Here is an 11,953-nt window from a genome sequence, read left to right as displayed (position 1 = left end):
CGTCCTTCACGGACAGCCTGTGGAGAGCAGGGCGGTCCCGGCGCGGCCTGCGCGGCTGGGCCAAGTCCGTGAGGGGCCCTTCCGGGAATCTAAGTCCCTCAAGGCGTCCTTCACGGACGACCTGTGGAGAGCAGGGCGGTGCCGGCGCGGTCTGCGCGGCTGGGCCAAGTCCGTGAGGGGCCCCTTGCGGGAATCTAAGTCCCTCAAGGCGTCCTTCACGGACGACCTGCGGAGAGCAGGGCGGTGCCGGCGCGGCCTGCGCGGCTGGGCCAAGTCCGTGAGGGGCCCCATGGGGGAATCTAAGTCCCTCAAGGCGTCCTTCACGGACGACCTGCGGAGAGCAGGGCGGGCCGGCGCGGTCTGCCGCGGTGCCGTCCGGCCGGAGCCCGCACCCTCCGTCACCTGTGTCGCATTCACCCCATCCGTCACATCCGGCGGCGGCACCCACGGGCCCCGGCCGCCGCCTCTCGCGCGATATCTAATTCGGCTCCGTGCATATTCCGTGCTCATCCCGGATCCCGGTCCGATCACGATACTTTCCGGTTACTCCGAAATCAGTTCCTCGTCACCGGGGCCGCGCCGACAATGCGCGCCGGGCAGTTTTTCGTTCACGCGGAGGGCAGCGCATTCCAGTCACGCAATGTCACCAGCAGTTGGTCCGTAAGGAGACCGGCTTGGTCCAAAGCGGCCAATCCCGCGGCGTCCGCCCACCGCGCGTCGGCCGCGTCGTCGCCCGGGGTGAGCGTTCCGCCGGTCAGGGTGCAGGAGTAGTCGTGAATGTCGTAACGGCCGCGGAGGACCGAGCCGGCGAGTGTGTGCGGTCTCACGTCGAGCCCGGTCTCCTCGCGCAGCTCCCGGACGACCGCCTGAAAGTCCGTTTCGCCCGGTTCCACCCGTCCGCCGGGCAGGGACCACAACCCTTTTCCTGGCTCGTGGCCGCGCTGGACGAGCAGCAGTCTGCCCTGGTCGTCGAACACGATGCCGCCCACGCAGCGCTGGAGAGCGTCCATGGCCCGAAGGTAGCCGACGCTGGGTCCTTCAGGCTCCTGTACACGGAGAGTAGTCATACGGTACGCTTCGAGCGCATAGCTGACCCATGCGCGGGACTTTCCCCCCGCGTGGGTGGCTGGTGCGGTACAACGTAGAAAGTCAGTTTCCGGGCGTACAGGCAAGAGACGGGATTGATCGCTGTGAACGCGAAGAAGCTTGCAGGACTCGTGGTGATCGCGTTGGTGCTGTTCTTCGTGATCGCCCAGCCGGGACACGCGGCGGGTCTCGTCAGCAATATCATCCAATTCCTCCGCAGCTCGGCCGAATCGGTGATCACCTTCGTCAGCAACGTCTTCAGCTGACGGCAGAGGCTATCCTCGACCTATGTTCGCGCCACGCGATCCCGACGAGTACCTCCTCGACACCGAGCGGCGGGTCATCCGGATCCGCCGGCACTGGGCGGTGCTGCTCTGGGACACCTTCGAGGCAGCGGCGCTGCTGGTCGTGTGCGTGCTGGTCTCGTACCTGCTCCCGCCCTCGCTGTGGGTCGTGCAGAACATCCTCTGGTACGTGGCGCTGCTGGTCGTGCTCCGGTTCGCTTACGTGATCATCGAGTGGTGGGTCGAACGGCTGGTCGTCACGGACAAACGGTTCGTGATGACCACCGGGGTCTTCACCACCAAAGTGCTGATGATGCCCATCAGCAAGGTCACCGACCTCACCTACCAGCGTTCGGCCTGGGGCCGGATGCTCGGCTACGGCACGATGGTCGTCGAGTCGGCGGGGCAGATCCAGGCGCTGAACCGGATCGACTACCTGCCGCGGCCGGAGGAGTTCTACGACACGATCTCCGAGCTCGTGTTCGGCGACAAGCAGAAGCAGGCCGAGCGGTTCTCGATGATCAAGGCGCAGCGCGCGGCCCGGGGCAAGAAGCCAGTCGGCTGACCGGCCGGGCGTCGGCACTGGTCCCGGTGCCGTAGTGATGCGGCGCATCGTCGAGAATGGGTCCGATGCGCATCGACCTGCACGCCCACTCCACGGCCTCCGACGGTACCGACAGCCCTGCTGAGCTCGTCGGGGCCGCCGCGCGGGCCGGTCTGGACGTGGTCGCGATCACCGACCACGACACCACCGCGGGCTGGGTGCCTGCCGCTGAAGCACTGCCCGCCGGGCTCACCCTGGTGCCCGGCGCCGAGCTGTCGACGGTGTCGATCGACCCGGACACCGGCTACCAGATCAGCGTGCATCTGCTCGCCTACCTCTTCGACCCGGCCGCGCCGGCGATCGTCGCGGAGCAGACCCGGCTGCGGATCGAACGGCGCACCCGGGTCCGCCGGATGGCCGAACGGATGGCCGCCGACGGGCTCCCGGTCGACGCCGACGAAATCATGGGCCTGCTGCCCGCGGACTCGCCCGCCGGGCGGCCGCACCTCGCGCAGGCGCTCGTCCGCGCCGGGCTGGTCAGCTCGGTCGACGAGGCGTTCGCCGACTATCTGCACCCGCGCCGCGGCTACTACGTCGCACGCCGCGACACCCCGGTCGAAGAGGCGATCGACATGGTCGCCGCGGCCGGCGGAGTCACCGTCATCGCGCATCCGTTCGCGTTCAGCCGCGGCGCGACGATCAGCGAGGACACCCTGCGCGACCTGGCCCGGCGCGGGCTGACCGGCGTCGAGGTCGACCACCCGAACCACGATCCGGCCACCCGGGCGCGCACCCGCGAGCTGGCCGACGAGCTGGGCCTGATCCGCACCGGGTCCAGCGACTACCACGGCACGAACAAGACCATCGGACTCGGCCAGGACACGACCGAGCCGGACCAGCTGGAGGAATTGGTGGGCCGCGCGACCGGGTTCCAAGTGGTGAAGGGCTGAGATGGCGGTCTCGGACTTCTTCGACGCGAAACTCTTCATCAGCGCGACGATCACCCTCGTGGTGATCATGGACCCGCCCGGCACCGTCCCGGTGTTCCTGAGCCTGGTCGGCCGCAAGCCGATGGCCACCCGGGTGAAGGCGGCCCGGCAGGCGGTGCTGGTGTCGCTGCTGGTCATCTCGCTGTTCGCGGTGGCCGGGCAGGCGATCCTGGCCTACCTCGGCATCGGCATCCCCGCGCTGCAGGGGGCGGGCGGCCTGCTCCTGCTGCTGATCGCGCTGCAACTGCTCACCGGCAAGGTCGGCGGCGGCGAAACCGAAGCCGCCGAAGACGTCAACGTCGCCCTTGTCCCGCTCGGCACGCCGCTGCTCGCCGGTCCCGGCGCGATCGCCGCGACCATCGTGTTCGTCCGGCAGGCGAACGGGCACCTCGGCGCGTATCTCGCGCTCGCGCTGGCGATCGTGACCGTGCACTTCGTGCTCTACACCTGCATGCGGTTCTCCGGCGTGATCATCCGGCTGATCAAGGAAAGCGGGATCACCCTGCTCGCGAAGATCGCCGGTCTGCTGCTGGCCGCGATCGCGGTCGAACTCGTCGCGAACTCGGTGCAGGGGTTCATCGCCGGTACCCGCTAGGAACGGCCCACACCGGAAAGTGTCGGTGGGGGTGCGTAGCGTGGACGGCGACGGAAGGGGTGGCGTGAAGGAACAGCTGGGGTTCGACTTCGGCGCCGAACAACCACAGCGGCTCACCAAGGTGTCGCCGGCGCGGCTGAGCACGTTCGACGACTGCCCGCGCCGATACCGGCTGAGCTACCTCGACCGGCCGACGCCGCAGCGCACCGGGCCGTGGGCGCACAGCACCCTGGGTGCGGTGGTGCACAACGCGTTGCGCGCGCTGTTCGACCTGCCGGTCGCCAAGCGCACGCCGCAGCGGGCGATGGCGCTCGTCGCCGAACACTGGAAGGACGCCGGGTTCGCCGACGACGAGCAGGCCGCCCGCTACCGAGCGCGCGCCAAGGGCTGGGTCGCGGAATACGTCGAGGACAACGACGTCAGCGGCGATCCGGTCGGCCTCGAACGCTGGGTCTCCGCGCCGGTCAGCACCACCGGCGGCCGTCCGACGATGATCATCGAAGGCCGCGCCGACCGGATCGACCAGCGCGGCGGCGAACTCGTGATCGTGGACTACAAGACCGGCCGGCGCGCTCCGGACGAGCACGAGGCGCGCGCGTCGCAGGCACTCGCGATGTACGCCGTCGCTTCGGCGCGCACGCTGCGGATGCCGTGCGCGAAGGTCGAGCTGCACCACCTGCCGTCCGGAACGATCGCGGCGGCCGAGCACACGCCGGAAACGTTGAAGCGGCACCTGGAACGCGCCGAGGAGACCGCCGGGGATCTGCGGCTGGCAGCGGATACCCTGGGCGCCGGCGGCGATCCGGACGAGTTGTTTCCCGCCCGGCCGGACCGCCGGTGCGCATGGTGCGATTTCCGCCCGAGCTGCGCTGAGGGGCAGCGGACCGCACCTGCGCTGCAGCCGTGGGAATTGCTGGCGCCGTAACGTTGAGGATGGGATCCGAGGATCGTGGCGTCACCGGAGATTGAGCAAGCTGCTGGCGACGATGCTGTGGGGGCCGGGCGCGGTGCGGCCCAGGAGCCGGGCCGGGCGGCGAACGGTGCTGGGCGGCCCCGGCTGACGAGTGTCGACGGCGGCCGGACGGACGGCGCGCACCGGGCCGAGAGCGAACGTGGCACCGCGGCAGAGGCCGCTCAACCGGACGCATCCGGTCAGGGCGCGGCGCGGTCGAGGCCGGCCCGGCCGGGGCGGTGGTGGCGCGGGTTCACCGGGTCGGTCGCGGCGGGAATGGCGGTACTTGCCGTCGGAGTGCTCGTCGTCGGCGTGTTGTGTTTTGTGAACGGGGCGATCGGGCCGGGCGTCGCGAAGCTGGTCGGACATCCGGTCGCGGCGGCGATCGCGCTGCTGCTGCAGCGGGTCGCGGACCGAAGAGCCGGGCGGGCCGCCGGCGTCGCCGGTGCCGGAGTACTGGTGGTCGCGGGAGCGGCGCTCACGATTTTGTGGTGGGCGTAAGCGCCTGCCCCGGCGAAATCAGCGCAGCGCGGCGACCACCGGGCCGCGTTGTTCCAGCAGGACTGGGCCGAGCGCGGTGAGCTGGACCGGGCCGGAATAGGAGCCGCGGTCGATGCCGACGGTGCGCAGAGTCGAGCCGTTCGTTTCGTTCAGCACCGCCAGCCCGCCGCGGATCGGCACGACCAGCTGGCCGGCGAACGTGATGCCGGGGCCGAGCGTGCGATCCAGCGTCCAGCGCGGGGACAGGTCGTCTCGGGACAGCGCAACGGTTTTCGAGCCGCTGTACCAGTAGATCGCCGCCGCGGTACGGGTCGTCGCCTCGGTGCCGCCGACCGGGTCGCTCTTCAGATCGTCGGCCGGCAGGTCCATCGGGTACGCGGCCTTCTGGGTGCCGTCCGCGCCGTAGACGACGTACAGCTGCTGCTCCGGCAGGAGCACGCCGACCAGATCGCCGGACATGGCGATCACGCGTGCCCGCGAACCCGCCAGCAGCGCGGTGTACACGACTTGCGGTTCGTCTTCGTGCTCGGCGGTCGCTTTGTAGACCGTGAGACGGTCGCCGCGGTCGCCGGGGCAGCGTTCGATCACGCCGACCTTGTCGTTGGCGGCCGCGACCGTTCCGTACGTGCAGTTGGTGCGCGGCTGCTTGTTCGCGTTGACCAGGAACGGGACCTTGCCGTACTCCATGCTCTTGACGAGGTCGTCCCGCCACGTGTCGAGCAGGTGCTTGCCGGTGGTCGTGACGTGGCTGCCGTCGCTGACCAGCCGGGTGCCGAGTTCGGCGTCGCCGTTGCGCTGCGCGGTGATCCGGCCGGTCGCCGGGTCGAGCTGAGTGACCTCGCTGCAGCCCATGCTCTTGTGGTACACCGCGTTCACCCGGCCCCATGCGGTGTCCACAGTGCACAGTTGAAGGTTGTCCCGGGTGTAGTGCCAGCGGATCTGCCCGGTGATCGGGTCGCGGCCGGCGACCTCGCCGCCGTCCGCGGTGGTGACGGTGTCGGACTGGCCAATCGGAACCGGCGTCGCGGAACTCGGCGCCTGCCACAGCTGTTTCATCGCACCGGGCACCTCGGGCGGCGGCGCGGGAAGCGCTTGCGGCGCGGCGGCGACGGCGCGGCTGGTGTGCAGATTGTCGCTGCTGGCGGCGACGACCGTGATGCCGGCCGCGACGACTGCCGCGATCGCGACGACGATCAGCCAATCCCGGCGGCGGTTCCACGGTGAGCGCCGGGCCTTGCCGGATGCGACGTGGGCACCGGCGGACCTCCGGAGAAGGAGATCGTCGGCGCCGTGCGGCTGGGCGGTACTGGTCCCGGCGGCGAGTTCGGGCGAGACAGCGGCGGGGACGCGGGGGATCGGCCCGGTTTGTTCCTCGGAGGTGACCGCGGGGACCGGATCGGTGTCCGGAGCCGGTTCGCCGGCTGCGCTGGACGAGCCCTCGCCCGCCGCGGCGGGAAGCTCAGCCGAAGCGCCGGCGGCAGACTCAGCGCCAGCAGAGCCCGCTGCCGCATCGATCGCCCCGTCCGGAACATCCGAGGCGGGGCGATCGTCGCGCTTCGCGGGAGTGCCCGCTACGTTCGATCCGGGTTCGGAGGGCGTTTCATCGGCGCCGTTCCCGTGGTCGTTCACGTAACTGACTCCCCGGTGTGTCGATCAGTCTGTCGACGCAGGTGTATCAGACGCGGCCGGACGACGGCGACGGCGGCGGCGGGCCGGCCGCTCCGCGGTCTCGCCCGCCGAGTCGGACGTCGTCGCCGGGGTGGCGTTGCCGGTCGACGTGGCCGGGCCTGCCGCGTCGCCGCCGGAGCGGGTGCGGCGGCGGGTCCGGGGGCGGTCTTCCGACTGCTCCGACGAGGCCGGTGCCTCCGAAGCAGCAGCGGCTGCGTCGGCGGACTCGATCGCGGCGGCCGAACGGGCACCGCCCCGGGTGCGCTTGCGCGGGGCGCGATTGCGCTTGCGCGGCGCGTCCTCCGCCGGAGCGGCGGCGGCGTCGCGGCGTCCCCGTCGCTTGCCGCCCAGATCCTCTTCCTTCTCGGCGGACAGGCCGGCCCGGGTGCGCTTGGCCAGCGGCAGCCGGCCCTTCGTGCCCTCCGGAATGCCCAGATCGCTGAACAGGTGCGGCGACGACGAGTACGTCTCCACCGGCTCCGGCAGGTCCAGGCCCAGCGTGTCGGAGATCAGCTTCCAGCGCGGTTCGTCGTCCCAGTCGACAAGCGTGATCGCGACGCCGGTGCGACCCGCCCGGCCGGTGCGGCCGATCCGGTGGACGTAGGTCTTCTCGTCCTCCGGGCACTGGTAGTTGATGACGTGCGTGACGTCGTCGATGTCGATGCCGCGCGCCGCCACGTCGGTGGCCACCAGCACGTCGACCTTGCCCGAGCGGAACGCGCGCAGCGCCTGCTCGCGCGCGCCCTGGCCAAGGTCTCCGTGCACCGCGGCGGCCGCGAAACCGCGTTCCACCAGGTCGTCGGCGACCTTCTGCGCGGTGCGCTTGGTCCGGCTGAAGATCATCGTGAGACCGCGGCCCTCGGCCTGCAGCGCCCGCGCGATCAGCTCGGTCTTGTCCATCGAGTGCGCCCGGTAGACGAACTGGGCGGTGCGCTCGTGGACCGCGCCGGCGTCGTTCTCCTCGGCCCGGATGTGCGTGGGCTGGTTCAGGAACGTGCGCGCCAGCGTGATGATCGGGCCGGGCATGGTCGCGGAGAACAGCATGGTCTGCCGCTCGTCCGGGACCATCCGCAGGATCCGCTCGATGTCCGGCAGGAAGCCGAGGTCGAGCATCTCGTCGGCCTCGTCCAGCACCAGGCCGCGGACCTTGCCGAGCACCAGGTGCTGCTGCTCGGCCAGGTCGAGCAGCCGGCCCGGGGTGCCGATCACGACGTCGACGCCCTTGCGCAGCGCCTCGATCTGCGGCTCATACGGCCGTCCGCCGTAGATCGCCAGGGTGCGGATGCCCAGGTGCTTGCCGGCGCCCTTGAGGTCGTTGGCGACCTGGATGCACAGCTCCCGGGTCGGCACCACGACCAGCACCTGCGGGGTGCCGTCGCCGGGCACCTCCACCCGGTGCAGCAGCGGGACGCCGAAGCCCAGCGTCTTGCCCATGCCGGTGCGCGCCTGGCCGATCAGGTCGTCGCCGGCCATGGCCAGCGGCAGGGTGAGCGCCTGGATGGCGAACGTGCGCTCGATGCCGGCTTCGCCGAGCGCCTTCACGATTTCCGGCTTGACGCCGAACGACGCGAAGGTCGGCGATTCTTCGGCGACCGGCGCGCCCGCCTGCAGCGGGTGCGAGGTGTCCAGCCCGGCCGGGCCGCTCTCGCTGTGCTCGAGAGCGACAGCGGCGGCCGGCGCGGTTTCGGTCTGTTCGGTTGTGGACTGTTCTGCGGTCAGGGTGATCGCCTCTCTCGTGACCAGCGCGCACAGGCCGGTTGTCACTCGACACTCGACCGGGGGCCAGACCCGCGCCGTAGCCTCGGCAGTGGAGGCTGTTGGCGCTGTCGCCCGCCCGGGAATGCCGCTGGGAGGCGTGCACGCACACTTGCGGCGAACCCCGGTCGCCCTGGTGGCTCCGGCCGTCCGCCTGGTTCCCGCCGCGCAGCCGAAAAACGCGGCTGGGCGTGCGGAAGCTCTGATTGTCCATCCGCAGTATAGCTGGTCAGGTGTTTTTCGGGGAGTACCGGGAGCGACGGCGTGGCGTGGGATCGGTCTCTTCACGGCGCGGGCCTGCGGTTCGGCGATAGTCTCGTCGCCGTGACCGACCCCGCTGAACCCGCCTCCGCTCCGACCGCCGCGCCGCCCGCGATCAGCGAGGGCGTCGTAGACCTGCTCGGCGTGATCGCCTACCTGGAGCTGTCCGCGTTCGACCGGATGGCCGAGGACGCTCGCAGCGCGCCCACGCTCGCCGGGCGCGCGGCGCTCGCTTCGATGGCCGCCGCCGAGATCGGGCATCTCGATCTGCTGACGAAGCACCTCGCGGCGAACGGCGTCGCGGTCGAGGACGCGATGGCCCCGTTCGTGTCGCAAGTGGACGCGTGGCACGCCTCCACCCGGCCCAATTCGTGGCTGGAGTCGCTCGTCAAGGCGTACGTCGGGGACGGGCTGGCGGCAGACCTCTACCGCGAGATCGCCAGCTGGCTCGACCCGGAGACCAAGGACCTGGTGCTCACTGTGCTCGCCGACACCGGGCATTCGGCGTTCGCCGAGCGCGAAGTCGCGGCCGGGATCAAGGCGGATCCGAAGGCTCGCGACAAGCTCGCGCTGTGGGGACGGCGGCTGCTCGGCGAAGCGCTCACCCAGGCCCAGTACGTGGTCGCCGAGCGCGATGGCCTGGCCGAACTCATCGTCGCCGGCTCCGGCGACCTGGCGGGAATCGGCGCGCTGTTCCGTCGGTTGCAGCAAGGGCACACCAAGCGCATGCAGGCGCTGGGGCTGGGCTGAGGCGAGTGGCCGCGAGTCACCTGCTGGTCGCGCGCCACCGCGGCGGCCCGCTTCGGTTAGCCTTGCCGGGCGTAGTCACAACGAGTTTCCAGCGGAGGTCCCACGTGGAGGTCAAGATCGGCATCAAGGACACGCCGCGCGAGCTGGTGGTGTCCAGTGGCCAGACTCCCGAAGAGGTGGAGAAGCTGGTCGCCGCGGCGCTGACGGCCGGTGACGGGCTCTTCCGCCTCGACGACGAGAAGGGCCGCAAGTACCTGGTCCCGGCCGATCGCATCGCGTACGTCGAGATCGCCCCGTCCGACGTCCGCAAGGTCGGGTTCGGCGTCGGCGACTGAACCAGCCGAGTTTCACCGGTCCGTGAAGGGCCCCTTCCCGGAATCAGATTCCCGGAAGGGGCCCTTCACGGCTTTCGGGGACCGGTCTCAGGCGGTGGCGGACTCGACCTCGGCGAGCGTGGTGGGCACCGCGAACGGCGGCGTGGACGTGCCGGTGAGCCGGTAGCGCCCCCACGGGTCCGGGTCGGACAGCTCGCCGGACGCGGAGCGCTCGCCGATCCGTACTTCGCACGGCTTCTTGCGCCCGCCGACCGCGTCGGCCAGCGCCGGGTTCGCGGCGACGCGGCCGTACCAGTGGTAGTAGCCGTCGATCGGCTGGAAGTAGCCGCGCAGGTCGACCTCGGCGGCCAGGTCAGTGCCGTCGACGACCAGCGTCGCCGGGCCGGTGTAGCCGTCTTCGTCGCTCATCCGGGGTCCTCTCGTCAGCCGGCTTCGGTGCCGGCGGCGCCTTCTTCGGTCCGTCCGAGCTGGACGACCTTGTTCTCCTCGAGCGGCAGGTTCGGGTCGATCACCACGCCCTGCTGGCGGGTCAGGCCGTCGATCGCCGCCCAGATGATCTGGGTGAGGTACTCGACGACCGAATCGCGGCCCATCGACTGCCGGTCCAGCCACCATTCCCCGGTGCTCTGGACCATGCCGACGATGCCGTGCGCCCACGGCTCGGCCGCGCCGGAATCCATGTTGAACATCCGCATGTAATCGCCGAGCAGGGCGGTCAGCGCGGTGGCGATGACTTCCTTGTCCTCGGCGACTACGTCCGAATTGGCTGCTTTGCCGGGCAGTCCGCCGTGTGCCAGCAAGCGGTACAGGTTCGGGTGTTCCTCGATGACGCCGAAGAACGAGTCGAGCGCCATCCGGATCCGCGGCACCGGTGCGAGTTCCGCGTTGATCGCCGGGATCAGCCGTTCGAAGAGGATTTCCGTGCCGCGCTGGCCGAGCGCCGTGTACAGGTCGGCCTTGTCCTCGAAATGCCGGTACAGCACGGGTTTCGTGACTCCGGCTTCCGCGGCGACGTCTTCCATTCCGAGGTCCGGGCCGTGCGTGTCGAGCGCGCGCAGCGCGGCTTCGACGAACTCCGCGCGGCGCGCGATGCGGTGCTTGCGCCAGCGGTCCCGGCGAGCGTCGCCGGTGGGGCCGTCGGTGTCTTCCGCCTGCTTGCCGGACTGCTTGCTGGAGCGCTTGACACGTTCGATCACGCCGGTCATGCTACCAGAGGTAACTGTTACCACGGGTTACATGTTTCGTGGGTGCAGGGACGCGGCTTCTGGATTCAACGGCGAGTCAGGCGCTGGAAGGGGCTGAAATGACGCGGACGCTGAAGGTGACCGACCGGGAAGCGACGGCGCAACGACTGCTGAAGTCGGCGGCGAACAAGTTCTACGACCCGGACGTCGACATCGACTGGGACGCGCCGCTGGCCGAGGGCAAGCGGTACATCCTGCCGGAGCGTTCGTCGCTCTACGGCACCCCGCTGTGGGACCGGCTCACCCCGGAGCAGCGGATCGAGCTGGGCAAGCACGAGATGGCCAGCATCGCGACCACCGGGCTGTGGTTCGAAATCCTCCTGATGCAGATGCTGCTCAAGGAGATCTACGACCAGGACCCGACCACCGCGCACGCGCAGTTCGCGCTCACCGAGATCGCCGACGAATGCCGGCACTCCACCATGTTCGCCCGGATGTCCGCGCGGATCGGGTGCCCCACTTACGGTCCGGTGCCGGTGCTGCGGCAGCTCGCCAAGCTGATGCCGGCGATTTCCTACGGCCCGGCGCGCTACGGCGCGATCCTGGTCGCCGAGGAGGTGCTGGACCGGCTGCAGCGCGAGCAGATGAACGACGACCAGATCCAGCCGCTGGTCCGGATGGTGAACCGGATTCACGTGCTGGAGGAGGCGCGGCACGTCACCTTCGCCCGCGAGGAAGTCACTCGCTCCATGGCCGAACTGGGCCGTGCGGAGATCGCCTACCAGCAGTTCAACATCGCGTTGATTTCGTATTTCGTGACCAGGGCGTTCATCAATCCCAACGTGTACAAGGCAGTGGGAATCCGGCCGCGGGAAGGCGTCGAGACGGCGCTGAACAACCCGCACTGGCGCGCGACGATCGCTTGGGCCGGCGAGAAGATCATGCCGTTCCTGCAGGAATCCGGTCTGGTCGGGCTGCCGGGGAAAGTGTTCTGGCGCAAGTCTTTCCTGCTGCCGGAGGGCAAGTGACCTCCGTCGGCGCACTTCTTT

14 protein-coding genes are annotated in these 11,953 nt (G+C 70.0%); 9 read left to right on the top strand and 5 right to left on the bottom strand.

Annotated features, from left to right (window positions below; all coding sequences use genetic code 11):
* Positions 1-608: 608 nt before the first annotated feature.
* Complete coding sequence (locus tag AMYBE_RS0126580) at positions 609-1,010, bottom strand: NUDIX domain-containing protein (RefSeq protein WP_020662439.1); 402 nt, start codon at positions 1,008-1,010, stop codon at positions 609-611.
* A gap of 180 nt (positions 1,011-1,190) precedes the next feature.
* On the opposite strand from AMYBE_RS0126580, the gene AMYBE_RS45095 reads away from it, so the two are divergent.
* The 6 genes from AMYBE_RS45095 (at position 1,191) to AMYBE_RS45090 (ending at position 4,951) form a co-directional block, all read left to right on the top strand.
* Positions 1,191-1,352: a hypothetical protein gene (locus AMYBE_RS45095; RefSeq protein ID WP_020662438.1), complete on the top strand. Its 162-nt coding sequence runs from the start codon at positions 1,191-1,193 to the stop codon at positions 1,350-1,352.
* A 22-nt stretch (positions 1,353-1,374) separates the two neighbouring features.
* Positions 1,375-1,935, top strand: a complete 561-nt coding sequence (locus AMYBE_RS0126570) for a PH domain-containing protein (protein ID WP_020662437.1) — start codon at positions 1,375-1,377, stop codon at positions 1,933-1,935.
* 65 nt (positions 1,936-2,000) lie between these two features.
* The gene (locus AMYBE_RS0126565; protein ID WP_020662436.1) at positions 2,001-2,864 is read left to right on the top strand and encodes a PHP domain-containing protein; all 864 of its coding nucleotides are present in this window, start codon (positions 2,001-2,003) and stop codon (positions 2,862-2,864) included.
* 1 nt (position 2,865) lies between these two features.
* Positions 2,866-3,498 carry a MarC family protein gene (locus AMYBE_RS0126560; RefSeq protein WP_020662435.1) on the top strand — a complete coding sequence of 211 codons (633 nt, stop codon included), beginning with the start codon at positions 2,866-2,868 and terminating at the stop codon, positions 3,496-3,498.
* Positions 3,499-3,562: 64 nt separating this feature from the next.
* Positions 3,563-4,423, top strand: coding sequence for a RecB family exonuclease (locus tag AMYBE_RS0126555; RefSeq protein ID WP_020662434.1), 861 nt, complete (start codon positions 3,563-3,565; stop codon positions 4,421-4,423).
* 303 nt (positions 4,424-4,726) lie between these two features.
* Entirely contained in the window at positions 4,727-4,951 is a 225-nt protein-coding gene (locus AMYBE_RS45090; protein WP_211226856.1) for a hypothetical protein, read from the top strand.
* Positions 4,952-4,969: 18 nt separating this feature from the next.
* On the opposite strand, the gene AMYBE_RS0126545 is transcribed toward AMYBE_RS45090, so the two are convergent.
* Positions 4,970-6,580, bottom strand: coding sequence for an Rv3212 family protein (locus AMYBE_RS0126545; RefSeq protein ID WP_020662432.1), 1,611 nt, complete (start codon positions 6,578-6,580; stop codon positions 4,970-4,972).
* A 24-nt stretch (positions 6,581-6,604) separates the two neighbouring features.
* Entirely contained in the window at positions 6,605-8,383 is a 1,779-nt protein-coding gene (locus tag AMYBE_RS0126540) for a DEAD/DEAH box helicase (protein ID WP_020662431.1), read from the bottom strand.
* 315 nt (positions 8,384-8,698) lie between these two features.
* Between AMYBE_RS0126540 and AMYBE_RS0126535 the strand changes: the two genes are divergently transcribed.
* Positions 8,699-9,385: a ferritin-like fold-containing protein gene (locus AMYBE_RS0126535; RefSeq protein WP_245573253.1), complete on the top strand. Its 687-nt coding sequence runs from the start codon at positions 8,699-8,701 to the stop codon at positions 9,383-9,385.
* Positions 9,386-9,489: 104 nt separating this feature from the next.
* Positions 9,490-9,720 carry a DUF3107 domain-containing protein gene (locus AMYBE_RS0126530; protein ID WP_020662429.1) on the top strand — a complete coding sequence of 77 codons (231 nt, stop codon included), beginning with the start codon at positions 9,490-9,492 and terminating at the stop codon, positions 9,718-9,720.
* Positions 9,721-9,807: 87 nt separating this feature from the next.
* Here the strand turns inward: AMYBE_RS0126530 and AMYBE_RS0126525 are convergent, their stop codons facing one another.
* A complete protein-coding gene (locus AMYBE_RS0126525) occupies positions 9,808-10,128 on the bottom strand; it encodes a DUF4873 domain-containing protein (protein ID WP_020662428.1) in 321 nt (106 codons plus the stop codon).
* 14 nt (positions 10,129-10,142) lie between these two features.
* A complete protein-coding gene (locus AMYBE_RS0126520; RefSeq protein WP_020662427.1) occupies positions 10,143-10,925 on the bottom strand; it encodes a TetR/AcrR family transcriptional regulator in 783 nt (260 codons plus the stop codon).
* Between the two features lie 98 nt (positions 10,926-11,023).
* Here AMYBE_RS0126520 and AMYBE_RS0126515 point away from each other — a divergent pair, with 98 nt between their 5' ends.
* Positions 11,024-11,932 carry an AurF N-oxygenase family protein gene (locus tag AMYBE_RS0126515; RefSeq protein ID WP_020662426.1) on the top strand — a complete coding sequence of 303 codons (909 nt, stop codon included), beginning with the start codon at positions 11,024-11,026 and terminating at the stop codon, positions 11,930-11,932.
* Positions 11,933-11,953: the final 21 nt, after the last annotated feature.

The organism is Amycolatopsis benzoatilytica AK 16/65, assembly GCF_000383915.1.
GTDB classification, from domain to species: Bacteria; Actinomycetota; Actinomycetes; order Mycobacteriales; family Pseudonocardiaceae; genus Amycolatopsis; species Amycolatopsis benzoatilytica.
The sequence above is the reverse complement of the archived record's forward strand: the minus strand, read 5'-3'. Positions and strand labels throughout refer to the sequence as shown.

Excerpts from the sequence above, each read along its gene's own strand:
- AMYBE_RS0126580 (WP_020662439.1), bottom strand. The coding sequence starts at position 1,010 with ATGGACGCTCTCCAGCGCTGCGTGGGCGGCATCGTGTTCGACGACCAG.
- AMYBE_RS0126570 (WP_020662437.1), top strand. The coding sequence starts at position 1,375 with ATGTTCGCGCCACGCGATCCCGACGAGTACCTCCTCGACACCGAGCGG.
- AMYBE_RS0126565 (WP_020662436.1), top strand. The coding sequence starts at position 2,001 with ATGCGCATCGACCTGCACGCCCACTCCACGGCCTCCGACGGTACCGAC.
- AMYBE_RS0126560 (WP_020662435.1), top strand. The coding sequence starts at position 2,866 with ATGGCGGTCTCGGACTTCTTCGACGCGAAACTCTTCATCAGCGCGACG.
- AMYBE_RS45090 (WP_211226856.1), top strand. The coding sequence starts at position 4,727 with ATGGCGGTACTTGCCGTCGGAGTGCTCGTCGTCGGCGTGTTGTGTTTT.
- AMYBE_RS0126525 (WP_020662428.1), bottom strand. The coding sequence starts at position 10,128 with ATGAGCGACGAAGACGGCTACACCGGCCCGGCGACGCTGGTCGTCGAC.
- AMYBE_RS0126520 (WP_020662427.1), bottom strand. The coding sequence starts at position 10,925 with ATGACCGGCGTGATCGAACGTGTCAAGCGCTCCAGCAAGCAGTCCGGC.
- AMYBE_RS0126515 (WP_020662426.1), top strand. The coding sequence starts at position 11,024 with ATGACGCGGACGCTGAAGGTGACCGACCGGGAAGCGACGGCGCAACGA.